32 protein-coding genes are annotated in these 26,990 nt (G+C 51.4%); 25 read left to right on the top strand and 7 right to left on the bottom strand.

Annotated features, from left to right (window positions below; all coding sequences use genetic code 11):
• Positions 1 to 72: 72 nt before the first annotated feature.
• Positions 73 to 924: an HNH endonuclease gene (locus HWQ14_RS15565; protein WP_176610211.1), complete on the bottom strand. Its 852-nt coding sequence runs from the start codon at positions 922 to 924 to the stop codon at positions 73 to 75.
• An 83-nt stretch (positions 925 to 1,007) separates the two neighbouring features.
• Here HWQ14_RS15565 and HWQ14_RS15570 point away from each other — a divergent pair, with 83 nt between their 5' ends.
• The 22 genes from HWQ14_RS15570 to HWQ14_RS23325 all read left to right on the top strand — a co-directional run bounded on the left by HWQ14_RS15570 (position 1,008) and on the right by HWQ14_RS23325 (position 22,026).
• Complete coding sequence (locus HWQ14_RS15570) at positions 1,008 to 2,276, top strand: terminase large subunit domain-containing protein (RefSeq protein WP_322107559.1); 1,269 nt, start codon at positions 1,008 to 1,010, stop codon at positions 2,274 to 2,276.
• A gap of 1 nt (position 2,277) precedes the next feature.
• Entirely contained in the window at positions 2,278 to 3,666 is a 1,389-nt protein-coding gene (locus tag HWQ14_RS15575; RefSeq protein WP_176610212.1) for a DUF4055 domain-containing protein, read from the top strand.
• Position 3,667: 1 nt separating this feature from the next.
• Positions 3,668 to 4,765 (top strand): phage minor head protein, encoded by a 1,098-nt coding sequence (locus HWQ14_RS15580; RefSeq protein WP_176610213.1) that lies wholly within the window; start codon positions 3,668 to 3,670, stop codon positions 4,763 to 4,765.
• Positions 4,766 to 4,845: 80 nt separating this feature from the next.
• Positions 4,846 to 5,616 carry a hypothetical protein gene (locus HWQ14_RS15585; protein WP_176610214.1) on the top strand — a complete coding sequence of 257 codons (771 nt, stop codon included), beginning with the start codon at positions 4,846 to 4,848 and terminating at the stop codon, positions 5,614 to 5,616.
• Positions 5,617 to 5,628: 12 nt separating this feature from the next.
• Positions 5,629 to 6,582, top strand: coding sequence for a major capsid protein (locus tag HWQ14_RS15590; protein ID WP_176610215.1), 954 nt, complete (start codon positions 5,629 to 5,631; stop codon positions 6,580 to 6,582).
• A gap of 2 nt (positions 6,583 to 6,584) precedes the next feature.
• Positions 6,585 to 6,863, top strand: a complete 279-nt coding sequence (locus HWQ14_RS15595) for an Ig-like domain-containing protein (RefSeq protein ID WP_259331778.1) — start codon at positions 6,585 to 6,587, stop codon at positions 6,861 to 6,863.
• Between the two features lie 36 nt (positions 6,864 to 6,899).
• Positions 6,900 to 7,382, top strand: a complete 483-nt coding sequence (locus HWQ14_RS15600) for a DnaT-like ssDNA-binding protein (protein WP_126503896.1) — start codon at positions 6,900 to 6,902, stop codon at positions 7,380 to 7,382.
• A gap of 1 nt (position 7,383) precedes the next feature.
• Positions 7,384 to 7,734 (top strand): hypothetical protein, encoded by a 351-nt coding sequence (locus HWQ14_RS15605; RefSeq protein WP_176610216.1) that lies wholly within the window; start codon positions 7,384 to 7,386, stop codon positions 7,732 to 7,734.
• A 1-nt stretch (position 7,735) separates the two neighbouring features.
• Entirely contained in the window at positions 7,736 to 8,320 is a 585-nt protein-coding gene (locus tag HWQ14_RS15610) for a hypothetical protein (protein ID WP_176610217.1), read from the top strand.
• On the top strand, positions 8,317 to 8,727 hold the full coding sequence (locus HWQ14_RS15615; RefSeq protein WP_176610218.1) for a phage tail terminator-like protein: 411 nt from the start codon (positions 8,317 to 8,319) through the stop codon (positions 8,725 to 8,727). The genes HWQ14_RS15610 and HWQ14_RS15615 overlap by 4 nt, the downstream gene beginning before the upstream one ends.
• A 68-nt stretch (positions 8,728 to 8,795) precedes the next feature.
• Entirely contained in the window at positions 8,796 to 9,467 is a 672-nt protein-coding gene (locus HWQ14_RS15620) for a phage tail protein (protein ID WP_063137827.1), read from the top strand.
• Between the two features lie 65 nt (positions 9,468 to 9,532).
• Positions 9,533 to 9,844, top strand: a complete 312-nt coding sequence (locus HWQ14_RS15625) for a phage tail assembly chaperone (RefSeq protein WP_022651271.1) — start codon at positions 9,533 to 9,535, stop codon at positions 9,842 to 9,844.
• 47 nt (positions 9,845 to 9,891) lie between these two features.
• The gene (locus HWQ14_RS15630) at positions 9,892 to 10,155 is read left to right on the top strand and encodes a DUF1799 domain-containing protein (RefSeq protein ID WP_044704725.1); all 264 of its coding nucleotides are present in this window, start codon (positions 9,892 to 9,894) and stop codon (positions 10,153 to 10,155) included.
• Positions 10,152 to 13,064: a phage tail tape measure protein gene (locus HWQ14_RS15635; RefSeq protein WP_176610219.1), complete on the top strand. Its 2,913-nt coding sequence runs from the start codon at positions 10,152 to 10,154 to the stop codon at positions 13,062 to 13,064. The genes HWQ14_RS15630 and HWQ14_RS15635 overlap by 4 nt, the downstream gene beginning before the upstream one ends.
• 79 nt (positions 13,065 to 13,143) lie before the next feature.
• Entirely contained in the window at positions 13,144 to 13,437 is a 294-nt protein-coding gene (locus tag HWQ14_RS15640; protein ID WP_148386554.1) for an oxysterol-binding protein, read from the top strand.
• A 236-nt stretch (positions 13,438 to 13,673) separates the two neighbouring features.
• The gene (locus tag HWQ14_RS15645; RefSeq protein ID WP_148386556.1) at positions 13,674 to 14,021 is read left to right on the top strand and encodes a phage tail protein; all 348 of its coding nucleotides are present in this window, start codon (positions 13,674 to 13,676) and stop codon (positions 14,019 to 14,021) included.
• The gene (locus HWQ14_RS15650) at positions 14,018 to 14,773 is read left to right on the top strand and encodes a phage minor tail protein L (protein WP_176610220.1); all 756 of its coding nucleotides are present in this window, start codon (positions 14,018 to 14,020) and stop codon (positions 14,771 to 14,773) included. The genes HWQ14_RS15645 and HWQ14_RS15650 overlap by 4 nt, the downstream gene beginning before the upstream one ends.
• Position 14,774: 1 nt before the next feature.
• Positions 14,775 to 15,488: a C40 family peptidase gene (locus tag HWQ14_RS15655; protein WP_176610221.1), complete on the top strand. Its 714-nt coding sequence runs from the start codon at positions 14,775 to 14,777 to the stop codon at positions 15,486 to 15,488.
• A 36-nt stretch (positions 15,489 to 15,524) separates the two neighbouring features.
• The gene (locus HWQ14_RS15660) at positions 15,525 to 16,184 is read left to right on the top strand and encodes a hypothetical protein (protein ID WP_141108482.1); all 660 of its coding nucleotides are present in this window, start codon (positions 15,525 to 15,527) and stop codon (positions 16,182 to 16,184) included.
• Between the two features lie 87 nt (positions 16,185 to 16,271).
• Positions 16,272 to 16,895 (top strand): tail assembly protein, encoded by a 624-nt coding sequence (locus HWQ14_RS15665; RefSeq protein WP_176610222.1) that lies wholly within the window; start codon positions 16,272 to 16,274, stop codon positions 16,893 to 16,895.
• Positions 16,896 to 16,947: 52 nt separating this feature from the next.
• Positions 16,948 to 20,775, top strand: a complete 3,828-nt coding sequence (gpJ, locus tag HWQ14_RS15670; protein ID WP_176610223.1) for a TipJ family phage tail tip protein — start codon at positions 16,948 to 16,950, stop codon at positions 20,773 to 20,775.
• 93 nt (positions 20,776 to 20,868) lie between these two features.
• Positions 20,869 to 22,026: a pyocin knob domain-containing protein gene (locus HWQ14_RS23325; RefSeq protein WP_245166409.1), complete on the top strand. Its 1,158-nt coding sequence runs from the start codon at positions 20,869 to 20,871 to the stop codon at positions 22,024 to 22,026.
• On the opposite strand, the gene HWQ14_RS23330 is transcribed toward HWQ14_RS23325, so the two are convergent.
• Both HWQ14_RS23330 and HWQ14_RS15685 read right to left on the bottom strand, forming a co-directional pair.
• Complete coding sequence (locus HWQ14_RS23330; RefSeq protein WP_245166465.1) at positions 21,992 to 22,861, bottom strand: hypothetical protein; 870 nt, start codon at positions 22,859 to 22,861, stop codon at positions 21,992 to 21,994. The two genes, HWQ14_RS23325 and HWQ14_RS23330, sit on opposite strands and share 35 nt — an antisense overlap.
• Before the next feature lie 116 nt (positions 22,862 to 22,977).
• Positions 22,978 to 23,658 carry a hypothetical protein gene (locus HWQ14_RS15685; RefSeq protein WP_176610224.1) on the bottom strand — a complete coding sequence of 227 codons (681 nt, stop codon included), beginning with the start codon at positions 23,656 to 23,658 and terminating at the stop codon, positions 22,978 to 22,980.
• 170 nt (positions 23,659 to 23,828) lie between these two features.
• Between HWQ14_RS15685 and HWQ14_RS15690 the strand changes: the two genes are divergently transcribed.
• Positions 23,829 to 24,395 carry a recombinase family protein gene (locus tag HWQ14_RS15690; protein WP_176610225.1) on the top strand — a complete coding sequence of 189 codons (567 nt, stop codon included), beginning with the start codon at positions 23,829 to 23,831 and terminating at the stop codon, positions 24,393 to 24,395.
• A 4-nt stretch (positions 24,396 to 24,399) separates the two neighbouring features.
• Here HWQ14_RS15690 and HWQ14_RS23515 read toward each other — a convergent pair whose 3' ends face one another.
• The gene (locus HWQ14_RS23515) at positions 24,400 to 24,507 is read right to left on the bottom strand and encodes a YnaM/YnfT family protein (protein ID WP_413815236.1); all 108 of its coding nucleotides are present in this window, start codon (positions 24,505 to 24,507) and stop codon (positions 24,400 to 24,402) included.
• Between the two features lie 208 nt (positions 24,508 to 24,715).
• Positions 24,716 to 24,943 carry a hypothetical protein gene (locus HWQ14_RS15695; protein ID WP_176610226.1) on the bottom strand — a complete coding sequence of 76 codons (228 nt, stop codon included), beginning with the start codon at positions 24,941 to 24,943 and terminating at the stop codon, positions 24,716 to 24,718.
• A 150-nt stretch (positions 24,944 to 25,093) separates the two neighbouring features.
• Between HWQ14_RS15695 and HWQ14_RS23335 the strand changes: the two genes are divergently transcribed.
• Positions 25,094 to 25,258 carry a YnfU family zinc-binding protein gene (locus tag HWQ14_RS23335; RefSeq protein WP_213787091.1) on the top strand — a complete coding sequence of 55 codons (165 nt, stop codon included), beginning with the start codon at positions 25,094 to 25,096 and terminating at the stop codon, positions 25,256 to 25,258.
• A gap of 247 nt (positions 25,259 to 25,505) precedes the next feature.
• Here HWQ14_RS23335 and HWQ14_RS15700 read toward each other — a convergent pair whose 3' ends face one another.
• Positions 25,506 to 25,724, bottom strand: a complete 219-nt coding sequence (locus HWQ14_RS15700; protein WP_022651253.1) for a cold shock domain-containing protein — start codon at positions 25,722 to 25,724, stop codon at positions 25,506 to 25,508.
• Positions 25,725 to 26,006: 282 nt separating this feature from the next.
• On the opposite strand from HWQ14_RS15700, the gene cspF reads away from it, so the two are divergent.
• Positions 26,007 to 26,219, top strand: a complete 213-nt coding sequence (gene cspF / locus HWQ14_RS15705; protein ID WP_245166466.1) for a cold shock-like protein CspF — start codon at positions 26,007 to 26,009, stop codon at positions 26,217 to 26,219.
• Positions 26,220 to 26,256: 37 nt separating this feature from the next.
• Here the strand turns inward: cspF and HWQ14_RS15710 are convergent, their stop codons facing one another.
• Positions 26,257 to 26,946: an SOS response-associated peptidase gene (locus tag HWQ14_RS15710; protein ID WP_176610228.1), complete on the bottom strand. Its 690-nt coding sequence runs from the start codon at positions 26,944 to 26,946 to the stop codon at positions 26,257 to 26,259.
• Positions 26,947 to 26,990: the final 44 nt, after the last annotated feature.

The raw sequence follows: 26,990 nt of genomic DNA on the forward strand, positions 1-26,990 counted from the left end.
TCCTCGCGATGCAGCACAAATTCAAAGCCTATGTTGCCGGGTTCGGTTGTCTGCGAGGAAGCACGCCTGTGGTTACAGAGAATGGGATTCTACCCATTCAGGAAATAACTCGGCCAATGCGCGTTTTATCTTGGTCGGATGAGAATAATCGATTTGAGCTTTCTCTAAGTGGTGGTGCGTACCCAAAAGGTGTGGCGAATCTATACCGAGTCGTGACGCAGCGAGGAGAATTTGTAGCAAGCGGACATCACCGCGTTCTCTGCGCTGACGGTAGCTATCGATCTGTGGATAGTTTGGACGAATCGGTGAAGGTATTTGCATCTTCGCAAAACCTTCTTCTGACCAGTTTGGCCGCTGTCCCGAAATCGTTGCACGCAGGTGATCCGCGTTTGAATCAAAAACTCGCAGATTACTTGGGTTGTTATGCAGATGAAGCCCGTCAATATGGTCAACAACTTCTGGTGGCAGCAGATAACGTCCAAGCTTCTTTTCAGCGATCAGGCGATGCTCAAAAATCATGCCCGTTCTGCGCATATGCGGATGATCAGCAGGCGCTGGAACAATGGCATATCCATCCAGATCAACTATTCGACCACCACGAAAGCTGGGGTTCAACTCACCATTTCTGGCACCACGAGGTAGCCGGTTGGCGTTGTGAATCCGGAGAATGTTTTGAACGTGCTTTTCTGTGCAACCAACTTCCTCCGCAATCTCTGCCGACGTGCGGTGTCCATCAGCAAGAGCGAGGATTTTATCTTTCGCGCTTTCCCGAGGGGCTGGTTTCTGACGTTGCTTCAGTGTCAACCCGTAGCGAGATATGCAACGATAAACATGGCTGCGATCACAGCTGGCCAGAGAAGCAACTTCTGAAACGGTGCGTTCTGGATTTGCCAAATCACAAATTATACGGTCGAGAGGTGTCAAATCTAAACTCCTTAATCGAAACCTGCAACATACTGAGTGTAACACGGTTGCAGAATGCTGAGCCATATTACGACCTCCAGGTATTGGACAATAACTGCTACGTAACTGCTGATGGGGCGATTCACCATAATAGTGGTAAAACGTGGGTGGGTTGTGGCGGCATCTGCAAAGGGATGTGGGAGCACCCGAAGATTAACCAGGGCTATTTCGCGCCGACGTACCCGCAAATTCGTGACATTTTCTACCCGACGATTGAAGAGGTGGCCTTTGACTGGGGCTTGAACGTCAAAATCAACGAGGGGAACAAAGAGGTTCACTTCTACGAGGGGCGACGGTTCCGCGGGACCACAATCTGCCGCTCGATGGAGAAGCCCGGCTCGATAGTCGGTTTCAAAATCGGTAACGCGATGGTGGATGAGCTGGGCGTTATGGCGGCTGCCAAAGCGCAGCAGGCGTGGCGAAAAATCATAGCCCGTATGCGCTACAAAGTTGATGGGCTGCGTAACGGCATCGATGTAACGACAACGCCGGAAGGCTTCAAGTTCGTCTACCAGCAGTTCGTTAAGGCGGTTCGTGAAAAGCCGGAGCTCGCGGCCCTGTATGGACTGATTCAGGCCAGCACGTTCGACAATGCGAAGAACCTGCCGCCTGATTACATCCCATCGCTGCTGAGTTCTTACCCTGATGAACTGATTCAGGCCTATCTGCGCGGGAAGTTCACGAACCTCAATAGCGGAACCATTTACCACACCTTTAACCGCAAGCTGAATAACTGTTCTGACGAGATTCAGGATGGAGAACCGCTGTTCATTGGTATGGACTTCAACGTTGGAAAAATGGCTGCGATTGTTCACGTTAAGCGTAACGGGCTGCCGCGTGCGGTTCGTGAGCTGGTGAAGGTCTACGACACGCCGGCGATGATTAAGCGCATTCAGGAAGAGTTCTGGCGCTACGAGGATGGTCGCTACGTTAAAAACCGGGAGATTTACATCTATCCGGATGCCTCTGGCGACTCACGCAAATCGCAGAACGCCAGCAGGACCGATATTGCTCAGCTCAACGATGCCGGATTCAGCGTCATTGTTGATGATGCCAACCCGCCGGTTAAAGACCGCATCAACTCGATGAACGCCATGTTCTGCAACGCAAACGGCGAGCGCCGCTATTTGGTTAACGTGCAAAACTGCCCGGTTTACACCGAGAGCCTCGAGCAGCAAATCTGGGCGGCCAATGGCGAACCGGATAAATCAGCGGATAACGATCACCCCAATGATGCTGGTGGGTACTTCATCGTGAAGGATTACCCCATTGTGAAGCCGGCATACTCAATCACCATGGACACCACTTTCTGATATGGCAAACGACGACATCACCTGGGTTCGACCAGAACACCGGGCGGCTTCTGCTGCCTGGCGGAAATACAGGGACTTTTGCAAAGGCGCTGAGGCCGTAAAAGCGGCGGGTAATAAATATCTGCCGTATCTCGACCCAACCGATAAATCCACGCGTAACCGCAAACGCAACGAAGACTATCTGAGTCGCGCGGTGTTCTATGCCATTGCCGGCAACACGAAAATCGGCATGCTTGGAATGGCGTATCGAAAGGATCCTACTTTCAACGGACCGGAGAAGCTGAAGTACCTGCTGGACAATGCTGACGGGGCCGGTACAAGTATTTACCAGCAGTCGCAGCTGGTGGCCGAGAACGTGCTGGAGGTGGCGCGAGAGGGGCTTTATGTCGATTACGCTGAAGAATCCGACGAATCAATCATCCTCCGCTACCCGGCAGAGAACATCATTAACTGGCGGACGAAGCGTATCAACGGGCGCGATCAACTGGTGCTGGTGGTCCTGCGCGAATGCGTAGAAGAGCCGGATGGATTCGCTTACAAGGATGAAATCCAGTACCGCGAGCTGGCGCTGGAAGAAGGGCGCTTCATATGCCGCGTATGGCGCCGGGCTGGTGGCACTGCAAGCGGAACCTACACCGTTGACAGTGAGTACCACCCTAAGCCGAAAGGAAAGGACTACTGGGACGAAATCCCATTCACCTTTGTCGGCGCCCAGAACAACGATCCCACTATTGATGATTCACCGCTGGCCGCGCTGGTGGAGATAAACCACGGCCATTACCGTAACAGTGCTGACTATGAGGACAGCGTGTGGTTCTGTGGCCAGGTGCAGCCGTATATGACCGGGCTCGATACTAACTGGCGCGACCACCTCGAGAAGAAGGGCGTGAAAATTGGTTCCCGATCACCGCTTTTGCTTCCCAAAGAAGGCTCGTTTGGCTATGCCCAGGCGCAGCCGAACATGCTGGCTAAAGAGGCCATGGACAGTAAGCGCGATTACATGGTGCAACTGGGCGCCCGACTGATTGAGCAGAACGCCACGGCGAAGACTGCGACGCAGGCTAGCGGTGAGCAAACATCCTCAACATCCGTGCTCGGTATCTGCGTTTCAAACGTTTCTGAGGCCTACACGCTGGCGCTTGCCTGGTGTGCGAAATATCTCGGCATCAAGGGCGAATCGACGAGCTACACGATCAACCAGGAATTCATTGCGAAGGTTGCCGAGTCGGGCATGGTGACGGCAATCGTCAATGCCTGGCAGTCCGGTGCGCTGCGCGATAGCGATATGATTCGAGCACTACAGAAGCTCGATCTCATTGACCCTGCCGACAGTCCGGACGAGGTAATTGATGCGCTCCGCAATCAGACCCCCACGCTGACCGGGGGCTGATATGGCAACCGTAAACGAAAGCCTGCGCGATGAGTCGATCGCACATTCCGTCTGGTTAAGCCGCTACGCCACCGGCGTGGCAAACCGGATGGTGAAGTTGCTTAATGAGACGGACGCTGATCTTTCGGCGCGGTTACTGGATGCGCTGGATAGATTGCCGCCGGAGAGCTTCACCGTTAATCGCCTACAGAGTTTACTGGGCAGCGTACGCGATCTTAACCATCAGGCCATAGCTACCATGCAGGCAGGGCTCGAGAGTGAGCTGGTGGCGCTGGCAAAGAACGAGGCCAGTTATCAGATGAGCCTGTTCGATTCCCTTCTTCCATCTCAGGTGCTAGCGCGATATCCGCTGCAGGGCATTACAGCCGACATGGTGTATGCAGCAGCAATGGCGCAACCCTTTCAGGGACGACTTTTGAGTGAATGGGCGGAGAATCTGGAATCGGACAGGCTGGCGCGTATCGTGAACGCCGTCCGCAGGGGTTATCTTGCCGGCGACACGGTAGAAACAATCGCACGCAGTGTTCGCGGCCACGCCAACAAAGACTATCGCGACGGCGCGCTTCAGATGAGCAGGGCAAACGCCGCCAGCATCGCTAAAACAGCCGTGAATCATCTGGCTGCCACAGCACGCAACAGCTTCACCAGTGCCAACAGCGACATCGTGAAAGGTAAACAGTGGCTGTCCACGCTGGACAATAAAACCAGCCACGACTGCATTATTCGTGACCTGCTGCGCTACACCCTGGATAACAAACCGGTCGGGCATAAGGTGCCTTACCTGCAGGGACCCGGGAAAATTCATTTTTGCTGTCGTTCTACCGAAACCCTGATCCTCAAGTCGTGGCGCGAACTCGGCATCGATATCGACGAGATGGACGAGGGGACCCGTGCCAGCATGGATGGACAGGTACCGGGGAAAACATCATATCTGGAATGGCTCGCGCGACAGCCGGCACAACGCCAGGATCAGGTTCTGGGTGCCGAGCGTGGACGTCTGTTCCGCGCGGGTGAAATCGACCTGGCTGATATGTTCACTGACAAAGGCGAATGGATCAGCCTGGAACGTCTGAAGCAACTCTCAGGCACAGACAACTAACAATCACATCTTACTCCACGCCCTGGCATCCGCCGGGGCTTTTTTATGGGCGAGGCCCGGCAAAATCCCGAGGGGAAATTATGTTAATTCGAAACATGCTTCTGAAATATTACGCACCTGAAAGCGGCGGTGAGGGCGGCGGTGGCGGTGGTATCGAAATCACTCCTGAAATCCAGAAGCTGATTGATGAGCGCGTGACCAGCGAAGTCACTGGCCTCAAAACGAAAAATAGCGAACTGCTGGGCACCATTAAACAGCAGAAAGAAAACCTGTCCCGCTTTGAAGGTATCGATCCAGACGCTGTACGCGGCATTCTCCAGCGTTTTTCTGACGATGAAGAGGCAAAGCTTATCGCCGCCGGAAAAATTGATGAGGTGCTCGATAAGCGCACCGAGCGCATGCGTGCTGATGTGGATAAGCAGATTAAAGCCGCAAATGAACGCGCGGACAAAGCTGAAGCGTTCTCCAACAAATTCCGGGACCGCGTCCTGGGTGATGCAATCCGAGCTGCAGCCGCGAAGACAGGCGCGCTGCCGGAAGCATCTGACGATCTGATCCTGCGTGCCAAAGGCACATTCCAGCTCAACGACGAAGGCGAGGCCGTAGCAGTTGATGCAAATGGCGATGTTCTGTTCGGCAAAGACGGCAAAACCCCACTTAGCCCGCTTGAGTGGGCGGAGTCACTCAAGGAGACGGCTCCGCACCTGTTCCCCCGAGCAGAAGGCACTGGCGCGGGCGGACACAAGCAAAACGGCGGTGGCAGCCTGAAACGTTCCGAAATGAGCGCCAGCGACAAAGCGGACTACATCCGCAAGCATGGCCAGCAGGCCTTCCTCAAACTTCCGAAATAAGGGATTTAAACCATGGCAACGACTGTTAATACCGACCTGGTTATTTATGACGACCTGGCGCAGACCGCTTTTCTTGAGCGCCGCCAGGATAATCTGGAAGTGTTCAACGCTTCCTCCAACGGTGCGATTTTGCTGGATAACGAACTGATCGAAGGCGATTTTCGTAAGCGTGCTTTCTACAAAGTTGGTGGTTCCATTGAATCGCGCAATGTGAACTCTGTCGATAAAGTCACAGGTAAAAAAATCGGCGCCGGTGAAGCGGTATCCGTTAAAGCACCGTGGAAATACGGTCCATACGAAACGACTGAAGAAGCGTTCAAACGCCGCGGCCGCTCGGTTGACGAGTTCTCCGAAGTGATCGGCACTGATGTGGCTGACGCGACGCTGGAAGGCTACGTGAAATACGGCTTGAAGGCGCTGACGACTGCTATTGGCGCCAACGCGGACATGGTGGTTACCGCCGATATCGAAACAGACGGCAAGAAGACCCTGACGCGCGGCCTGCGTAAGTACGGCGACAAGTTCAACCGTGTGGTGCTCTTCGTTATGCACTCCGCCACTTACTTCGACATCGTGGATGAGGCGATCGCCAACAAAATCTATGAAGAAGCGGGGGTGGTGGTTTACGGCGGGCAGCCGGGCACCCTGGGTAAACCTGTCCTGGTTACCGACACCATGGACGCTGATGCGATCCTTGGGCTGGTATCTGGAGCGGTTACCGTCACCGAGTCTCAGGCGCCGGGCTTCCGTTCCTACGATATCAACGATCAGGAAAACCTTGCGGTTGGCTATCGTGCTGAAGGTGTGGTGAACGTTGATCTGCTGGGCTATAGCTGGGATACCGCCAAAGGTGATAACCCTGACCTGACCGCCATCGGCACTGCGGGCAACTGGAAGAAACACTTCACCAGCAACAAATCTACGGCAGGCGTGCTGATTAAACTGGAATCCGCTGTGGGGGAGTAACGCTGTCAGCGGATAAAACCTCCGCAACTGCTGACAGCACAGACGCGGTAACTGTTTCTCTGAAGTACACGCTAAATGGCTCCGGTGTATCCGGTAAAACCGTCGCGTGGACGTCTACAGGTGGTACGCTCAGCACGGCCAGTTCTCAAACCGGCTCTGCTGGTGGTGCAACGGTGAAACTCACATCAGACGTTGCTGGCACCTTCACGGTAACCGGCACGGTTGAAGGAGTGGCGAAAACCACTGATGAGATCACCTTCACTGCGCCTTCCGGAGAATAACGAATGGGGCGAAAGCCCCATAAACAGGATGATTCGATGATCAATACCGATATCACCTCTCCTGATGCCAACAGCTACGCCAGTGAAGAGGATCTTGCCTCATTTGCGGAAATACGCGGCATTGAACTGCCTGACAAGCTCACACCTTTGCTGATTAAGGCAATGGATTACCTGGAGGGGCTGGACTGGGTTGGCTCAAAAGCCGACCCTCGACAGCCGCTGGCCTGGCCACGCGTGAATGTCGTTCTGGATGAACATGATTTCCCGCCGGATGAAGTTCCACGGCAGGTTATAACCGCGCAGTGCATGCTGGCGGTAGAGGCAATCGACGGCGATTTACTCTCCAGCGTGCGCGAAGCCGCTGTGAAAACTGAACGTGTGGAAGGTGCTGTAACCATGACCTACGCGGTCGCAGATGGCGAAGTCTTCACGCCGTCTTATCCTGCCGTTATGGCGCTGCTGGGCGACCTTGCTGGTGGTCGTGGTTACGCCATTAATGCATTTGCAGAGAGGGTCTGATATGGCGATTGATTATCAACGTATGCAGGCCAGAACGACGCGCATGCTCAGGCAGAACGGCGTGGCGTACAACGTCACCCGTAAAGGTTCGGTAACGGTTATTGGTGGCGTTGAGCATAAAACTGAAGCGGTCCGTTTTACTGCTGTGGGCGTGAAGACTGAATACGCGGCAGGCGAAATTGATGGAACGGTCATCGTTAACGGCGATATGCAGATCGTTTTTACGGCAGAGCAGGAAATTAAAATCGGCGATGTGGTTGATATTGACGGCACAGCCTACCGTGTTGTCAAACCGAACCCGGCAAAACCTGGCGTGCTGGTGCTCTGCTACAAAGCGCAACTGAGGGCTTAACATGGGCGAGAACGCGGCTTTCCTGGCTGAAATTACGGCTTTCGTTAATAAGGCGAAAACAAATCAGGAGGCAGTGGTACGCGCCGTCGGAATCAAAATCCTTAACCAGCTGGTGGTGATGTCCCCAGTGGGCAACCCGGAGTTGTGGGAAGTAAACCAGACAGCCGTGTCCTATAATCGCGCTGTTTACGACCACAATGAGGCGCAGCGGGCCAATCCCGACAACCTGACCAAAACCGGGCGACTTAAGAAAAAAGCCCGGGTGGTGGATGGGATGGATATCAAAGCACAGCCGGGATATACGGGCGGACGCTTTCGCGGTAACTGGCAGATATCGTTTGATGCTCCGACAACTGATGAAACAGGGCGAATAGACAAGACCGGCGACCTGACAAAAGCGGCCGGGAACTACACGCTGTCGCTCTTCAAAGTCGGGATGAAGGCCATTTATTTCTGCAACAACGTGCCCTATGCCTACCCGCTTGAAATGGGGCATTCCACACAGGCTCCGGGTGGCATGGTCCGCATAACTGCAGCTGAGTTTCAACGCTTCTTTGAGGAAGCTGTCAGGGAGGTGACTAAGTGATTCCTGATATTGCATCTGCACTGGCCGCCAGACTGGGTATCTGGGCCGATGCTGAGGGCATTTCGGTTGCATGGGAGAACGTGCCGTTTATACCTCCTGCTAACGAGATGTACCTGGCCGTTCACGATATGCCCGTTACGCCGCGAACAATCGATCTCGGCTTGCTCTGCCGGACTTATTCAGGCGTGTACCAGATTAATGTCGTGGCGCCAGCCGGCTCCGGCCGTACATCCGTCGTTGCCCTGGCTGGCAGAGTAGCGGAATTGTTCCCCGAGGGGCTGGAAATTGCAGGCAAAGATTTTACCTGCTGGATTAGCAGCGTGCCTGGCATATTCCGCGGCGTCCCTACACCTGTGTCCTACACCGTTCCTGTCAGCCTGAATTACCGGGCAGACATTAGCAGCTGATTCCCCTCTGATGTCCCACAACTGACCGGCCTTGAGCCGGTTTTCCCGTTTCTGAAGGAGAAACCATTATGGGCTTTGCACTGCCTAACGGCGCTCATGTTTATCTGGCGTCGGGCTACGGCCCGGCCATTACTTTCACCGGCGCGACGAATGCTGAGCACGCGGTGATCACCGTTAGCGCCGCAGACGATATCGCGGTCGGCGATATCGTTCACGTGAACTGCAACTGGTCGGGTATTGATAACGTTATCGCGAAAATCGACGCGATTGCGGAGAATGCTGTCACTCTTCGCCACATCAATACCACCAACAAAAACAAATACGCTGCGGGCGGTGGTTCCGGCTCTATTCGTAAAATTGAAGAATGGACCGAACTGCCACAAATCACTGAGGTATCGAAATCTGGTGGCGATCAGAACACCACGCAGATTCAGTTCCTCAGCGATGATCGCCAGCGCAACCTGAACACCTATAAATCCGCAGTCTCGCAGACCTACTCGATCGCGCATGACTCCACGCTCCCGGTATATCCATTGCTGCGCCAGCTGGACGAAGACGAAGAGACCGTGGCGGCTTATATGTACGTGCCGAAGGCGAAGGAGAACCGTTACTGGGCGGCCACGGCATCTTTTGACGACACGCCGACTACTGCGGTTAACGAGGTAGAGACAGTGAGTGTGGTGCTGAACCTGCAGTCACCGGCGATGACGTTCTACAAGGTGACTGACGCTGCCGCCTGACCCGTCAGAGCTTTCACCATTCCATGCCTCCCATCACGGAGGCTTTTTTTCGTTAAGAGGTATCGATGGCGACCAAATTCACTCTTCAGCCCAAACCAACATTTAAGGCCAATGTCTCGATCCCCCGAGCCGGCGATGAGGATGGCGTGCTGACGTTCACATTCAATCACAAGCCACTCAAAGAACTGGCGGATCTGGAGAAAATGGAAGGCAAAACCGCCACTGATTTTCTGATGGAAATCATTGCTGGCTGGGCACTTCCCGATGCATTCAACGCGGAAAACCTGTCGGTGCTGCTGGAAAACTATCCGGCTGCAATGAAGGCTATCCCTGAAACCTACTATCGCGAACTGATGGGGCAGCGCGAAAAAAACTGATAGCGGTTGCCTCTGCATTCTATACCCCTGAACCCACAGCGGCAGACCTGGCACCCTATGGGCTTACGCCGGATGACTACGACGATCAATACATCGACGTCTGGCCAGATGTATGGCCTTCATTCCTGGTGTTTCAGGCTGTCAGCACGCAGTGGCGCACGGGCATGGGAGGCGCATCAGGGCTTGATTACAACGTGCTGCCCTGGGTGATGCGCCTGCACCACGTCGACGACGAGGCAACCGCGCTGTCGGACATCCGAATCATGGAGAGCGCCGCACTAAAAGTTATGCATAAAGAGAGGGCGGAATGAGTAACGACATCGCCACGATTTCCCTGCGCGTAAATACCACTGAGCTGGAGCGTGGTAACCAGGCACTGGAGCGCTTTCAGGAGACCGCGACCGCCGCTGCAGGTAAAGCGGATGACCTGAACAGTACGTTCCGCACCGGCATCGATAACCAGAAGAAGAACAGCGAAAGCCTGAAGCAGCAGCGTCAGGAACTGCAGAACCTGCTGAATAAAATTAGTCCGGTAAACAAGGCGCTGGATGAACTGGACACTATCCAGGAGAGCCTGGCGAAATTTCGCGGTAAAGGGCTGGTGGGAGACGAGGACTTTACTCGTTACAACAGCGTGCTTGAGACGACGCGGGCAAAACTGGCACAGGTAATGGAGTCTGAGACCGCAGAGGGGCGGGCTCGCATTGAGCAGGTTCAGGCAGCGCAGCGGGCAACTGCAGCGGGCAAAACCTTTATCGATTCGCTGGAGGAGCAGGTCACAGCAATCGGAAAAACGCGCGCAGAACTGTTAGAGCTAAAAGCTGCCCAACTCGGCGTATCCGATCGTGCTGCCCCAATGATCGCAAAGCTGAAAGAGCAGGAAGAAGCATGGAAGTCTGGGGCTATCAGCGCGGGCCAATATCGCAATGCTATGCGTTATCTCCCGATGCAAATGACCGACATTGTGACCTCACTGGCTTCCGGTATGCCGGTTTATATGGTTGCTATTCAGCAGGGCGGTCAGCTACGTGACTCGTTTGGCGGTGTAGGCAATGCGCTGAATGCGATGTTGTCGATGGTGACCCCTGCCCGAGTGGCAATTGGCGGCCTGGCCGGTGCTGTACTGATTGCGGCCAAAGCGGGATCGGACTACTTCACCGCCTACGACGAAATCAACAAGGCCATTATCAGGACTGGCAACATTGCCGGCACGTCAGCGCTCCAGATCATGGCTTCCTCCCAGTCTATTGCTGCCTCTACTGGCGCTACTGTAGGTACCGTTCAGAGCTTGATGACTGAGCTGGTTGGCATGGGATCGCTGACACAGCAGCAACTTGAAAAAGCAGCGGGCTCCACGGCTCTGGCGGTTCAGACCGGTATAGTCTCGGCGCAGGACATCACCAAAGCCTATAAGGACATCGAAAAAGACCCTGTTAAAGCGCTGCAAAGTCTCAACGAACAATATAATTTCCTGACCGTTTCACAACTTAAGCATGTTGACGATCTGGTTAAGCAAAAGGACCAGACCGCGGCCGTTACGCAGGCTATGGACCTGTTTGGCGATACGATGGCAAAACGTGGAGAACAGGCTTACGACTCGCTGACGCCGTTTGGTCGCCTGTGGCTGGATATCAAGGGCTGGGCGTCAGAGGCCATGCAGAGTATCGGTCAGTGGGTAGCTGAGCTGGCATCAAACACACTGAAGGAATTCAACGCAATTTATTACAGCGTTGCGATCGTTTTCCAGAAGCTGAACCAGATCATTTCTTCCTCTATCGCTGCCGCGATTAACCTCGTTCCCGACTGGGCGAAAACAGATACCTTGCAGGGATGGCAGGACTATAACGAACAAATGGCCGGCGCTTATGGCGACAGCATTTCTCAGCTGAAAAAAGACTGGGATGCGGCTGATATAAGTGCAGGTAAATACCTCGATACGACCAGAAAGATAAGTACCGCAACCACCCAGAAGGATCGGGAAGGAGTCGCTTCTTTTGGTAAAAAGACCAAAACCGGAAAGCAGGGCACATTATCGGCTGGCGATCGCAGCACGGATGCTGCCCAGGCCGAGCTGCTGGCGCTTCAGGCACAATTACGCGCGCTGCAGCAGCATAAAGGGCTGAACGACACTATCAGCCAGCAGCGCAAAGATCTGTGGACGACTGAAGCGAAATTTCAGGTGCTGGAAGAGGCCTCGCGTTCACGTTCACTGACAAAGCAGGAGCAATCCCTGCTGGCCAGTAAAGACCAGGTGCTTCAGTTGGCACGGCAGAAAGCACTGTTAGGTGATCAGATTACCGCACAGGAACAGCTGAACAAGCGCATGGATACCTCGCAGAAATACGTCACTCAGATTGCAGAGAAGCAGGCTGCATTAGTGAACGGTTCCGGGATGAGTGACCGTCAGGCACAACGTGAACTCGCGAAAAGTCAGCTTGCCGCTGGCTGGAAGAATGCTGGAGGTTCGCTTGATGATGAGGGATACCAGAAACAGCTTAAAGCGGCGAATGATTACTATGAGGCAGAGGACAGGTTACGTGGCGACTGGCTGACCGGTGCGAAAAAGGGCTGGGTTGAATTTGAGGACAGCGCGACCGATGTTTACTCGCAGGTTCAGACGATTACCAGTAATGCTTTCACCGGGATGGCCAGCACGCTCACCGACTTTTTTACTACTGGTAAATCCAACTTCTCAGACTTCCTGACTACCTTTCTGAAGGGCATCGCCCAGATGCTGACTCAACTGGCTCTGGTTAATGGAATGAAGTCAGCCTTTGGTGGAACGGGTATCGGGGCGTTCTTTGGTTTTGCCGGCGGTGGCTTGGTTCCCGGTTTTGATAGTGGCGGCTACACCGGTGATGGCGGTAAATACCAACCGAAAGGCGTTGTACACGGCGGTGAGTTTGTATTTACGAAGGAAGCGACTAGTGCATTGGGTGTGGGCAATCTCTATGCGCTTATGCGTGGAGCTCAGGGGTATGCAAACGGCGGCTATGTTGGTCATGCTTCGATGTATGGGCTGCAATCTTTGGCAACTGGCGGTGTAATCGTTCAAACGTCCGTGGTCGTTCAACACCAGAACTCTAAGCAGCAGACTTCTGGTGACAACGACACTATTTCCCGGGCTTACAAGCAGACCATTGATCAGTCAGTACGCGCAGGTATTGCCAAACAACTTCAGCCTGGAGGTCTCATCTGGAATGCAACGAAATCAAGATAAAGCACCTCAGAGGTTTCAGTCGTGGTATCATGAAAGAAACCTTTCAGTCATTGTGGCTTTAAATAATGAGGTGTAAGTGATGCTTGAAATTTATAAGAAGTACGAGCAAGACCTGGTTATGGATACTGATCTACTATTACACGGGATGATTACCGGAGATTTATATGTAACCAATGGCCATTTTGCAAAGATCCATGGGATGGTTACTGGTCATATTTACGTTGAGCCAGGTGGTAAAATCGTTATTTATGGTATGTCTACAGGTGGCTTAACAAACCGTGGAGGCATAATTGAAATTTATGGTTCAGTTACCGGAGGGTTACATGAGGAGAGCGGAGACACTCTAATCCATCCGGGTGCGAAAATCGGTTAGAAGTTCTTTAACGAAGTTATGATATTTTCGAACTAATTATCCACATTCTTAAGTAATATAAAACTATAATTTTATTATTTGTCTGAGCAAATATATTGGGAAAACAAGTAGGTAATTATGTACGGATAGCCATTTGGTAGACATTCTGGAAGAATTAAAAAATGGTGAAATTAATCATAAATTATCTTTAGCTTCCTTGACCCGCTTCGGCGGGTTTTTTTATGCCCGGAGAAAGCATGGCAATCGAAACATTCGCTTGGCGAACACAGATACAGGCGGGAATGGAAGGGTCGTTCAGCCTTAAAACGCGCTCTGCAAGCTTTGGCGATGGCTATGAGCAGATCGCCGGGGAAGGCATTAACCCTGAAAAACAGTCATGGCCTGTCACACTCACGGGGAAAAAGGCGGACATGCTTCAGGCCCTGAAGTTCTTTCGTTCTCACGTCACCAAATCATTCATCTGGACATCGCCAGTTGGCGAAACTGGGCTCTACCGGATTGAGGCCGAATCAATCAAGTCACAGCCCTTATCCAGCAACGTTCTGACCATTTCCGCAACATTCAAACAGGCGTACGCACCATGATCACAGCAGACTATCAAAGCCTTGAACCCGGCAACAAAGTCCGGCTTATCGAAGTTGATGGCTCTACGTTCGGCGTGGATGATGTACTGCGATTTCACGCGTACAACCTCCCGCACACGGAAGAAGAAATCGCCGCCGCTGGTGGTGATGAATCAAAGCTGAAGGCGAAAAGCATCTGGTGGCAGGGGGAAGAATATGCCGCCTGGCCGTATCAAATTGAAGGGCTTGAAGCATCCACAGAAGGCAACAGCGCCCAGCCAACGCTGACGGTTGCAGATATCGAAAGCAAGATTACAGCGCTGTGCCTTGCCTATGACGATATGCTACAGGCGAAAGTCACTACCCATGACACCTATTCGCACTATCTCGATGCGAAAAACTTCCCTGCAGGTAACGCAACAGCTGATCCGCAACAGGTCAGAAAACGAGTTTTTTACATTGATAGCAAAAGCAGCGAAATTCCGGGCGAAAGTATCGAATTCGTACTCGATAGCCCGATGTCGTTACAGGGAAAGATGATCCCTACACGTCAACTTCATTCTCTGTGTACCTGGTGTATCCGGAATAAATATCGTACCGGCGACGGCTGCGACTATGCCGGAACCCGCTATTTCGATAGAAACAACAACCCGGTGAGTGACCCCTCTCTGGACGAATGCAACGGCACGCTCACGGCCTGTAAGCTCCGGCATGGAGACGGCAACGAACTGCCGTTCGGTGGGTTCCCGGGCACGTCTTTGATCAGGAGCTGATATGCGTCAGAAAACCATCGATGCGATTATGGCCCATGCTGCAGCTGAGTATCCTCGCGAGTGTTGCGGCGTGGTGGCGCAGAAAAGTCGAGTGGAACGCTATTTCCCATGCCGTAATCTGGCTGCCGAACCAACGGAACAGTTTCACCTTTCACCAGAAGATTACGCCGCTGCTGAAGACTGGGGGACGATAACGGGAATCGTACATAGTCACCCCGACGCGACGACACAGCCAAGCGAACTGGACAAGGCTCAATGCGATGCAACGTTGCTGCCCTGGCATATTGTCAGTTGGCCGGAAGGAGACTTTCGAACCATTACTCCTCGCGGTGAATTGCCGCTACTCGGGCGCCCGTTTGTGCTCGGACACTATGACTGTTGGGGCCTAGTGATGAGCTATTTCCGGCAGGGGCACGGGATCGAGCTTAAGGATTACCGTGTAGATTATCCCTGGTGGGAGAACGACTACCCGGACAACTTCTATCAGGATTGCTGGTACGAGTGTGGTTTCCGTGAATTCGACGGACCGCCGAAAACAGGCGATATGGTGATTATGCAGGTTCAGGCCGATAAGTGGAATCACGCCGGGATCCTTCTGGAGGGCAATATACTGCTGCACCACTTATATGGACACCTCAGCCAGCGAGTACCTTATGGAGGGTACTGGATGGAAAGAACTATGAAAATTGTTCGTCATAATACACTTTTTCATTGATAATGAATTTTCAATGTCAATACAGTGGGCTTCCTTGTGGGAAATAAATTTAAATATTGTCACAATCTCAAAAAAATAGCTGTTTTTCTACCTCTTACAATTGGTGGCTTCCTTTTTGTTAATAGCTTATTCAGTTGTTCTATGAATTTATGGGCCGGGAGTGGTTATCTATTTACAGGTCTCGGTCTGACCATTTTTTTTGTAAGATGGCTGTTATGGGGGGACTTGGATTTTACTTCTGGCGGAGTGATGTTAACAGTTGGGTTTGCTTTAGGGATAATAAGTGTGTTTACAGGTTCAAAAGCACTCGACCCGGCATACAACAAGCTGAGAGTAGACATATACAGCGTGTTTGTGGAAGCCTCGCTAACTTGTAAGGGGGGCAGCCAACCCTACATTAATGCCGCACGTTCTTGTGGTGTTGCCCCCATATTAGATATTATGGATTTGAATTACCAGCTAGCCAAAGCTCGTTATTTGAATCCCACAACTTCGATTGTTGATGGTGTTTACCATTCAACAGATGGTGTAAAGGTAGATCCTTGTTTAGTTAATTATTATAAATTATCTTCACAGTGTCCCGATGCATTTGTTCAATTGAAGATTGACCATCCCGAATTAACCTCACCTGAATACTTCAAACAGTGCTCATCTCTTTGGGGAATGATACGTGGTTGGATAGGAAGACTTTTTTAATTCTAAAATTAATACAAATGGAACATGTTCCGCAATGCATTCTCAGCCCACTATTATTGGTGGGCTTTTCATTGGAGTCCATTACTCATGAATGTTGTTTCTGAGGGCTTCAGAACTATTCGTCTTTATGGTGTTCTGGGAGCTACTTTTGGCAGGGAGTTCAAACTTTCCGTTTCTTCACCAAAAGAGGCCATCCGCGCATTGTGCGTTATCGTGCCAGGCTTTGAGCGTTTTTTGAATACCAGCAAGCAGCGCGGCCTAACCTACGCTGTTTTCAGCGGTAAGCGTAACCTCTTAAACGATGAGCTCAGTATGGACAGGAGCACAGAGGAAATCCGCATCGCGCCGGTGATCATCGGCAGTAAGCGAGCCGGGGTGTTTCAGACAATCCTCGGGGTTGCCCTTGTCGCTGTTGCTGCGTTCGTCACGGGAGGGGCCGCGATCGGGATTGGTGGTACCGCTTTCGCTGGTGGATGGGGCGCTATGGCGGGGATTGGGGCATCAATGGCGATCGGCGGCGTAGTCCAAATGCTTTCTCCACAGACAACCGGGCTCGCCAGTAAGCAATCTGCGGATAACCAAGCCAGCTACGCCTTTGGTGGAGTAACAAACACAACAGCCCAGGGGAATCCGGTACCACTTCTTTATGGCCGCCGGCGAATCGGCGGCGCGATTATTTCTGCCGGGATTTATGTCGAAGATCAGCAATAAATAAATACCTTCTTTCAGGCCACCTTCGGGTGGCTTTTTTTATGGGCGCAATATGGCAACTACAATCGCTATAAAAGGCAGCAAGGGCGGCAGCTCAAGTTCCCGCACCCCTACCGAACAGCCTGACGATCTGCAATCTGTAGCAAAGGCAAAAATCCTAGTTGCACTGGGAGAGGGGGAATTTGCAGGGCAGCTGACGGCGAAAGATATCTACCTGGACGGAACGGCTCTGGAGAATGCTGACGGCTCTCAAAACTTCAGCGGCGTTACGTGGGAATTTCGCGCGGGAACTCAGGCGCAAAAATATATTCAGGGCATACCCGGTACCGAAAACGAAATCAACGTGGGAACTGAGGTATCGAGCACTACAGCGTGGACGCGCACGTTTACCAATACGCAGCTTTCAGCTGTTCGCCTGCGCCTGAAATGGCCTTCGCTTTTCAAGCAGGAGAACGACGGTGATCTGGTCGGTTACTCGGTTAATTATGCGATTGACCTGCAGACGGACGGCGGCACATGGCAGACGGTACTCAATACTAGCGTGACCGGCAAAACGACGTCAGGTTACGAGCGCAGCCACCGTATTGATTTACCTCAGGCTGGCAGCACCTGGACAATCCGACTCCGTAAGATTACGTCTGATGCCAACAGCGCGAAGATCGGCGACACGATGATGCTGCAGAGCTTCACCGAGGTAATTGACGCCAAATTACGCTATCCAAACACAGCGCTGCTTTATATCGAATTCGATTCCAGCCAGTTTAACGGCTCTATCCCGCAGATCTCCTGCGAGCCCCGCGGCCGCGTTATCCGCGTACCGGATACTTACGACCCCGAAACCCGCACTTATAGCGGTACATGGGCTGGGACATTTAAATGGGCCTGGACCGATAACCCTGCATGGATTTTCTACGATCTGGTGGTTAGCGACCGTTTCGGGCTTGGGGATCGTCTCACAACAGCAAACATAGACAAATGGACACTTTACCAGGTTGCACAGTATTGCGATCAGATGGTGCCGGATGGCAAAGGCGGAAGTGGCACCGAACCACGTTATACCTGCAACGTCTACATTCAGGAACGCAACGACGCTTATACGGTCCTGCGTGATTTTGCTGCCATCTTCCGTGGGATGACCTACTGGGGCGACGACCAGATTGTGGCGCTGGCGGACATGCCGAGAGATGTAGATTTTACATATACGCATGCAAACGTTATTGATGGGCGCTTTACCTATTCCAGCAGCACCACAAAGAACCGTTACACCAATGCGCTGGTGTCCTGGTCTGATCCTGATAACGCTTATTCTGATGCGATGGAGCCTGTTTTTGAGCAGGCGCTGGTTGCGCGTTATGGGTTTAATCAACTTGAGATAACTGCGATCGGCTGTACCCGTCAGTCAGAAGCGAATCGGAAAGGGCGATGGGGGATCCTCACCAACAACAAGGATCGCGTTGTTACTTTCAATGTAGGGGAAGATGGCAACATTCCGCAGCCTGGCTATGTAATCGCTGTAGCGGACCGAAATCTCTCCGGGCGCGACCTGGGCGGCCGTATCTCTGCGGTGAATGGTCGCGTGCTGACGCTGGACAGGGCGCCGGATGCTTCGGCAGCCGACAGGATGATTGTCAATCTTCCATCGGGGGTTTCACAGTCACGCACCATTCAGTCGATAACGGGCAATAAAGTGACCGTTACGACCGCTTACAGCGAAACGCCTGTGGCTGAGGCCGTATGGGTCATTGAGTCTGATGAGCTCTACGCACAGCAGTATCGCGTTATTACGGTAACTGATAATAATGACGGCACATTCACAATCGTCGGTGCAAATCACGATCCGGATAAATTCGATCGCATTGATACTGGAGCCATCATTGACCAGCGGCCTGTTAGTGTGATCCCGCCGGGTAACCAGGCGCCGCCTGCCAACATCGTGATCAGCTCGTTTTCCGTGGTGCAGCAAAATATCAGCGTCGAAACGATGCGCGTGAGCTGGGACCAGGCGCAGAACGCTATCGCCTATGAAGCACAATGGCGCCGCAACGACGGGAACTGGGTTAACGTGCCGCGCGGCTCCACCACGTCATTCGACGTCCCGGGGATTTATGCCGGGCGCTACCTGGTGCGCGTGCGCGCAATCAATGCCGCAGAAATCTCGTCCGGATGGGGCTATTCAGAAGAGAAAACGCTGACGGGGAAAGTGGGCAATCCACCGAAGCCGGTCGGCTTCATCGCTTCTGAAAACGTGGTATTCGGTATCGAGCTGAACTGGGGATTCCCCGCGAATACGGACGACACGCTGAAGACGGAAATTCAGTACAGCCTGAGCGGTACCGAAGACGATGCGATGCTGCTGGCCGATGTACCTTACCCGCAGCGCAAATATCAGCAGATGGGCCTTAAGGCTGGGCAGATTTTCTGGTACCGCGCGCAGCTGGTGGACCGCAGCGGTAACGAATCAGGTTACACAGAATGGGTGCGCGGTCAGGCCAGTATCGATGTTTCCGACATCACCGATGTGATCCTGGAGGAAATTAAAGACTCGGATACCTTCAAGGACCTGATCGAGAACACGGTGGACAGCAATGAAAAAATTGCTGGCATGGCTGACGACATCAAACAGGCCAACGATGAACTTGAGCAGCAGGCGCTGGCCATCAAAGAAAATGCTGACGGGCTGGCCCAGGCCGAAGTGAAGATTGATGAAATTTCTGTCTCTATGGACGGCATGACGGGCGGGGTGAAGAACTCAGCTATCGCCATTATCCAGAACGGTCTGGCGCAGGTTGCCACACGCAAAAGGCTATCCGCAACGGTCGCCGGTAACAGTGCGCAGCTGGATCGTATTGATGAGGTAATCGTTTACGAGAAGGAGGCAACGGCGCGCTCGCTGCTGAGCCTGCAGACGGACGTTAACGGCAACAAGGCATCCATCAACAGCCTGAATCAGACGTTCTCCGACTATCAGCAGGCTACGGCCACGCAGATAAACGGCATTACGGCGACCGTCAACGGGCACACTTCAGCGATCACCACCAACGCGCAGGCCATTGCGAACATCAACGGCGACCTGAAGGCGATGTACAACATTAAGGTTGGTGTCTCCAGCAACGGCCAGTATTACGCCGCAGGGATGGGGATAGGCGTGGAGAATACGCCGTCCGGCATGCAGTCGCAGGTTATCTTCCTGGCTGACCGCTTCGCTGTTACTCACCAGGCCGGAGCGACCGTTACGCTTCCTTTCGTTATCCAGAATGGGCAGACCATAATTCGGGACACGGTCATTGGTAACGGAACCATCAGCAACCTCAAAATCGGCAGCTACATCCAGTCGACAACATGGGACGGTACCGGGAACATTGGCTGGCACATCAACAAATCCGGTTATGCAACATTCAATAATGTGACCATCCGTGGAACCGTGTATGCCACTAATGGGAGTTTTACCGGAGAGATAAATGCAACGAGTGGAAAATTTAAAGGCACGGTTGAGGCAACAAGTTTCATTGGCGATGTAGCTAACGGTTATGTGTTTGCAGATACGGAAATGACTGCGGGAAACACCGATACAAAAAGGTCGTTCAGATATACTGACAGCACTACAGGCTCCCTGGACAAACAAGTACTCGTTATGTGTATGATTGATTCATACCGCCCAGCTACAGCAGGTACTGCGAGAGTAACGGTCACTATCGCAGGTGCATCTAAACAGTTTGTCGTTCAGTTAAGTAATCAAGGGGTTTCTGCATACAGCTCAACAGATTGCTCAGCCATTATATTTTCTGCAAGAACATCAGCCAGAGTAGTTGATTGCTCTATTGTTGCGAGGTCTGAAGGTGGTGGCATATCAATTAAATCGCCTGCGATGTTAATTATGTGAGGCACCGGCTCGTTTACACAGTTGTAATTACGATAATGAATTTACTGTTCTCAAACCCGCTATTTGGCGGGTTTTTTATTGACCGGAGAAAATATGCTTTATAACACTGGCACCATCTCTATTAACGGAAATACCGCCACCGGGACGGGTACAAATTGGACGGCACCCGCCAGCCAGGTCCGCGCTGGCCAGACGATTATCGTCATGTCTAACCCGGTCCAGATGTTCCAGATTTCAGCCGTGAACAGCACCACGTCGATGACGGTAACGCCTGCTGCATCCCCGGCGCTCAGCGGCCAGAAGTACGGCATTCTGGTATCAGACAATATCTCGGTCGACGGGCTTGCGCAGGCCATATCTCAGCTCATCAAAGAGTATGACGAGAACATCGGCGCGTGGGAGTCGTTCGCCACCACCTCAGCAAACCAGAGCATCACCGTTACCATCAACGGCACCGCCGTAACTATCCCGGGCATTGGTAAACTGGCGAAGAAAGGTAGCAATGGAGCTATCCCGATCGCGCAGGGTGGGACCGGGGCAACAACGGCAGAAGGCAGTCGCACAAACCTCGGTTTGGGAAGTAGCGCGACAAAGGACGTCGGAACTGCTTCCGGTAACGTCATGCAGGTAGGCGCGTTCGGATTACCTTCTGGCGATGCAAGAGCCTTTAAAACAGATATGGCGGTTGCACCTGACGGGACGAACTTCAACAGTCTCACTGAGCCAGGTACTTACCGTTTGCTTTTAGATATGGCGAAATCAACCTCAGGGCCTCTCACCAGTTGGTATGGGTATGTTCAAAATTATGTTCGAATTGCTGATGCAGCCTTAACGCAGTTCTGCTTGCCGTATGCCAGTAAAACCGATGCAGGTAGGTTTTTTTTCAGGGGGTACAATACTGATGCATGGTGCCCATGGAAGGAGATCATGACTTCAGCCGTGTCTGATGGGACCATGAAAAACATCGGTGATGATCTTGATCCAGAGGTAGCCCTGCTGAATATCTGCCGGATGGAGTTCAAGCACTTCACTTTTAAGGATGATGAAACGCAGACCCCACGGCGCGGGGTAATATCGCAGCAGATGGAAACGATTGATCCCGAGTACGTTAAAGAAATAGGCGGCCTGCTGCACCTCGATCAGACTCCAATGTTGCTCGATGCGCTGGCTGCAATTAAAGCCCTGGCTATCCGCGTCAGCGAATTAGAGGAAGAGGTTAAAGTTGCGGGTCTTTGCTCATCCGCTGGTTGAACAAAGAATCGGCAGACATTTCGACACGAATAGACACAAACTGGTCGCGGGGAATGTCGACCGGATCGCCATCGTTGATACCCTTCATTTCGTTCCTGGCGAACGCTGGCGCTTCCGGGTGTGTACGGTGATATGTTTTCACGAGTACAGAGCCATCGGCATTAACTTCATAATCAAGCCAGATAAGCGGTTGCTTATTGCGGTCGGTTGGAATGTCAAAACCGCCATCGATACCGCCCCAGGCAGCGTCAGCGTTCATTCCCTGACATCCTTCAATCAGATATTGCCCTGTGGACAGACGGGTTACAGTGCAGCCTTCTGATTCGTCGTTCGTCCGGTATGCGCCATCCGAAAAGACCTTCACAATGGGGGATGAACGCTTAATAAAGCCGCTGGCATCGACAGTCGTGTTTTTTGTTCCCCAAAGATTGTTGTATTGCGCAGTGCCTGTAGAAATGTTGGAGTCATTACCAGCGGAGATCATTGCATTACCGGTTCTGTAATCTACCCACAACGTTGAAGCTGTATCACCCGCGCGGAAGTAGAGCGAAGCACCATACTGAAAACTCTGCCCACCAATAACAAGGCCTGAATTTAAAGTGCGAAATGCTGCTGTGCCGCCATTTTGTTTTCTCTCATTCATGCATTGCGCTACATTCCCGATCTGAGAATCAAAACCAGTCCCTAGCGCTGCACTTGAGGCGATGATGGCCCCGTCAGTAGAACGAAGAGAGAGATAGCGATTTAGGGTGTTATTGGCACCGTTGATGTGTAACGTCAGATAGTCGATGCCGTCAGAACGTCGTTCAGCGTAGAGGCGAGCATAGTTCTTCACCAAGCCACTGCCGTCCCTCGATGTGGTTGTTAAAATCCCTGATGCCGAAGAGTCATTACCGCGCTCCAGACTCAAATTGCTGAAAGCAACATTATCGCTACTTCCTAAACCGACCTTTATTCGCTTGCATCGGCAGTCATGGCCAGCTCTGCTGTTCTGAGCTTCTGGTTGTATATAGAATCGGCAGACATTTGCAGGCGTAGGTCTATCCATCGGTCATCCGGGATATCCATCGGATCACCGGCAATAATCATTGCTTTTTCCACATCAAAGCGTCGACGAAAAACTGAAACAGTCAGCACGCCATCATCCTCGGTCGAGATATCAACGAAACACAGGAAGTTGCCGTTGATATCCTGGGGGATCTCGACTGTCCATCCTTCAGAATTCAGGCCACAGCTGCCAGTGACTCGATACACCCCAACCGCCTCTCTCGACGCAGTAACCCCTTCCGCTTCATCGTTACATTCAATTTCACCGGTTCCGAAAAGCTTAACCACAGGAGAGGCTCGCTTGATAAAACCATTGGTATCAACCGTGGTGTTTGCTTCCCCCCACCATTTTTTCCACGTAGCCCCGCCTGGATTTGCTGGATCAAATACACCCGTCCATAAATTATCCCGGTTAAAGGCGAGACCAAAACCAGCCGTCGAATAAACAGGAACGGAGACCAAACCGATAATAGAGTTTCCACTTCCAACCGGCGCGCCGATGGTTGACGGTGGAGCTCCATCACCGCGCATACGATAAAGGCCAGCACGATAACCATCGGCCAGGCTTGCCAGCTGAGAAGCCAAAGACGAATCAGCGCCGATGCCAAATCCACCTACCTGGATAACATTGCCATTTGAGGTCCCAGTATCCTTCGTGGCGCTACTTCCTAAACCGACGTTTTTTAGATTGCCCTGCTACAGCCATACCGATAACTTCACCTGATTTTTTTTGCAGAAAATATTGGGTGAAAAATATGCAAATTGGCTACGTAAGGGTGTCAACAAATGACCAAAATACGGATCTTCAGCGTCAAGCCCTGGAACGCGCAGGATGTGAACAGATTTTCGAAGAAAAGATGAGCGGAACGGTAGCGAACCGGCCAGCGCTAAAAAAGCTTCTGCGTACGTTGAATGAGGGCGATACGCTAGTGGTATGGAAGCTGGATCGCCTCGGTCGAAGTATGCGGAACCTGGTACTGCTGGTGGACGAACTCCGGCAGCGCGGCATCCACTTCAAAAGCCTTACGGACAGCATCGACACTTCCAGCCCAATGGGGCGTTTCATATTCCACATTATGTCAGCCCTAGCCGAAATGGAGAGGGAGTTAATAGTGGAACGCACCCGGGCAGGATTGGCGGCAGCACGTGAGAAGGGGCGCATAGGTGGTAGGCGCTCGAAGTTAACCCCAGAGCAATGGGCGCAGGCGGGGCGTCTGATTGCAAACGGCGTGGACAGGAAGCAGGTAGCGATTATCTATGATGTGGCCGTATGTACTTTGTATAAGAAATTCCCAGCCCTCAAAGGGATCAGCGAAACATAAATAATTATAGTTCATCAGGATTATTAGATGTGCCGATCCCAATCTTAACCAGACTGAATATAATCAATGCCAGAACTATTGCAACGATAGTAGAGAGTATGAGTGTTGTCATAAATGACCTCTTTGTGAGTATACCTTTTGGACTGTTTGAATCAAAAAAGGTTCCGAGCCCTAAAAAATATATGACATAAGATAGGAATCTATCGTCTGCTTAATGAAAAAAAAGCCTACGCCAGGTAGGCAATGCTGAAGATTTCTAATTGTTTTAATAATGCTTGTTACTCAAGGTTACCCGCAATGTTGGTAGAAAGTAACGAAACTTATAGATACTTCTTGGCTGCATCTAATATTTCCTGAGTAGTAAGCTCTCGATCTGATGCAACATAGACAACTTCATGGTCCCCTGTTAAAGAGGGGAAACCGGCTGACATTATCTGAAGATTGATCTGTTCTCCACTAGGGTACTGTTCGCGTATTGATGTTACGCCTTTAAGCACAGTGACAACCTTACTTGGTTTACCATTAAAGAAAATGATTACTTTTTTCATATATCACCATGTATTCAAACAATTTTTAGCGGTCATGGCTGTTCGGTAAGGGGTGCTTTTTTTTCATGTATTGTTTGTTTTTCGAAATTAAAACAAGCAATAGTCTGTCTTAGCGTGTACTGTAGTAGCCCATTTGAACTGGAGAAGCCTGTGTCTGCACGTAAAAACAATCAATTCCGCCGAAATTATTTAGTCAAATGCCCTTGTCCAAACTGCTCAAAAGATTCGGAGCATAGTTACAATCGTGTACAAAAGGGATCTCAATTAGTATGCCCTTACTGTAATGCTTTGTTCAAAGCCCCTGAACGTTACTAAAAAAACTCATACATTAAATAAGAAGTGATGCTTTTGGAGGCTGCCTAACCTCTTACGCACTTTAATATTTTATAAGCAGTTAGCTTCTGCTTTGAGACTATTCATGCAGCAGTCCTGCATTTCATCACATCGGTCAGCAAACTTGACGGTGCTGAAAATATGCTGGCCTGTTGTAATGATATTCGCAAACGATAAATGGCCCTTCTGATTTCTTAATTCGTATAAGCTTAAACGGCCATTAAGAGGGTTATTTATCGCAGAGCGTAACATTTGCAGCTGTCGGACCCTTAGTACCGGCAATGATAACAAATTTAACTTTTTGTCCTTCAAAAAGAGTTTTGAATGTCTCTCCCTGTAGTGAAGAAGAGTGAACAAGGATATCTTTACTTCCATCGAGTGGGGAGATAAAACCAAAACCTTTATCTTCGTTAAACCACTTAACAAGACCTATCATTTTTGAAGACATAAAAACTCCACTTGAACACTTAAGAAGTTACAACTTCATGAAAAGAAACGCATAATGGCATACGTATGGACTCAAGAGGAGGGATATCAGAGATAGCACCTGGTTATGAGGACTACTTAGAAAAAGTCAGATTCACATTGCATCGAACTAACCAGATCATTAAGGCACGTGTTAAACTATTTAGCAAATTTTATTTTAGCCATCTGGGAGGCTATGGAAATTAGATTAGCTAATCCAAATTTTTCCTGTATAGTCAAATTGGATTTACCAAAAGGAAATTATTTGACTCGTAAAATGACAGGAGTTGTCAAAAGTTTTGACTTCAAGAGTGGGAAGGGATTCATTATACCATCGGATGGGCGTAAAGATGTTTTCTTACACATCTCTGCATTAAAAAATAGCGAAAACCAAACGTTAAGTCTTGGTGTTCGTGTTGAGTTCTATCGTATAAATGGACTCAGTGGTCCAATGGCGGCAAATATATTTCTTTCTTAAAAATACGCTATTGTGAGACTAGCTAAAAAGTGCAGGTCTAACTGATATTAGATTTGATTGTTATATGCTCTATCAAATTCCTCCCTTGGTTTTTTACATTTCCGACTGTACGCGTTACCGCATGCCAGTTGAACTTATCGGCGGGCACTGCACCGTCTGAAGCTATCTCTAACGCTTTATTCCCTCCAACGTCCAGCCGCATCCACTCTATTGCAGCTTCCGGCGACAAAACTAGCGGCCGGCGGTCGTGAATGTCGACCAGACCTTTGTCCGCTGCCGATGTCACGATGAGAAAACCTTCTGCTTCATCACCGCGTTCGAACGGCGTGCTTCCGATCGCCGCCATGAATATGGGCTGCCCGTCAGCGCGGTGAATGAAGTAAGGCTGTTTTTTGTCGCCTTCTTTCTTCCATTCGAACCATCCATCTGCAAAGCAGATAGCGCGACCATGCTGCCAGAGAGGTTTAAACATTCGACTCGTGGCCGCAGTCTCGACACGCGCGTTGATCAGTGGCGGTTTATCCCACCACCCGGGCGCGTAACCCCAGAAAACCGGATCAAGATGCAGCTGCTCGTCGCGTTCGCTCAACAGCAGCACTTTGGTGCCGGGCGCGACGTTGTATCGGCCAATAGGTTCAGGGTCGTATGCGATGTCGCGATCAGCTTCATCGGATAGGTAAGCCAGGTATTTTTCACGCGTTTGAGCTTGTGCAAAACGCCCACACATAGAAACCTCCAGCCAGATGTCAGACTTAAAGTATAGGACAGGGA

Source organism: Enterobacter cloacae (assembly GCF_013375935.1).
GTDB classification, from domain to species: domain Bacteria; phylum Pseudomonadota; class Gammaproteobacteria; order Enterobacterales; family Enterobacteriaceae; genus Enterobacter; species Enterobacter pasteurii.

Coding starts and splice junctions, on each gene's coding strand:
- HWQ14_RS15575 (WP_176610212.1), top strand. CDS start 2,278: ATGGCAAACGACGACATCACCTGGGTTCGACCAGAACACCGGGCGGCT.
- HWQ14_RS15580 (WP_176610213.1), top strand. CDS start 3,668: ATGGCAACCGTAAACGAAAGCCTGCGCGATGAGTCGATCGCACATTCC.
- HWQ14_RS15585 (WP_176610214.1), top strand. CDS start 4,846: ATGTTAATTCGAAACATGCTTCTGAAATATTACGCACCTGAAAGCGGC.
- HWQ14_RS15590 (WP_176610215.1), top strand. CDS start 5,629: ATGGCAACGACTGTTAATACCGACCTGGTTATTTATGACGACCTGGCG.
- HWQ14_RS15600 (WP_126503896.1), top strand. CDS start 6,900: ATGATCAATACCGATATCACCTCTCCTGATGCCAACAGCTACGCCAGT.
- HWQ14_RS15605 (WP_176610216.1), top strand. CDS start 7,384: ATGGCGATTGATTATCAACGTATGCAGGCCAGAACGACGCGCATGCTC.
- HWQ14_RS15610 (WP_176610217.1), top strand. CDS start 7,736: ATGGGCGAGAACGCGGCTTTCCTGGCTGAAATTACGGCTTTCGTTAAT.
- HWQ14_RS15620 (WP_063137827.1), top strand. CDS start 8,796: ATGGGCTTTGCACTGCCTAACGGCGCTCATGTTTATCTGGCGTCGGGC.
- HWQ14_RS15625 (WP_022651271.1), top strand. CDS start 9,533: ATGGCGACCAAATTCACTCTTCAGCCCAAACCAACATTTAAGGCCAAT.
- HWQ14_RS15635 (WP_176610219.1), top strand. CDS start 10,152: ATGAGTAACGACATCGCCACGATTTCCCTGCGCGTAAATACCACTGAG.
- HWQ14_RS15640 (WP_148386554.1), top strand. CDS start 13,144: ATGCTTGAAATTTATAAGAAGTACGAGCAAGACCTGGTTATGGATACT.
- HWQ14_RS15645 (WP_148386556.1), top strand. CDS start 13,674: ATGGCAATCGAAACATTCGCTTGGCGAACACAGATACAGGCGGGAATG.
- HWQ14_RS15650 (WP_176610220.1), top strand. CDS start 14,018: ATGATCACAGCAGACTATCAAAGCCTTGAACCCGGCAACAAAGTCCGG.
- HWQ14_RS15655 (WP_176610221.1), top strand. CDS start 14,775: ATGCGTCAGAAAACCATCGATGCGATTATGGCCCATGCTGCAGCTGAG.
- HWQ14_RS15665 (WP_176610222.1), top strand. CDS start 16,272: ATGAATGTTGTTTCTGAGGGCTTCAGAACTATTCGTCTTTATGGTGTT.
- gpJ (WP_176610223.1), top strand. CDS start 16,948: ATGGCAACTACAATCGCTATAAAAGGCAGCAAGGGCGGCAGCTCAAGT.
- HWQ14_RS23325 (WP_245166409.1), top strand. CDS start 20,869: ATGCTTTATAACACTGGCACCATCTCTATTAACGGAAATACCGCCACC.
- HWQ14_RS15690 (WP_176610225.1), top strand. CDS start 23,829: ATGCAAATTGGCTACGTAAGGGTGTCAACAAATGACCAAAATACGGAT.
- HWQ14_RS23515 (WP_413815236.1), bottom strand. CDS start 24,507: ATGACAACACTCATACTCTCTACTATCGTTGCAATAGTTCTGGCATTG.
- HWQ14_RS15695 (WP_176610226.1), bottom strand. CDS start 24,943: ATGAAAAAAGTAATCATTTTCTTTAATGGTAAACCAAGTAAGGTTGTC.
- HWQ14_RS15700 (WP_022651253.1), bottom strand. CDS start 25,724: ATGTCTTCAAAAATGATAGGTCTTGTTAAGTGGTTTAACGAAGATAAA.
- HWQ14_RS15710 (WP_176610228.1), bottom strand. CDS start 26,946: ATGTGTGGGCGTTTTGCACAAGCTCAAACGCGTGAAAAATACCTGGCT.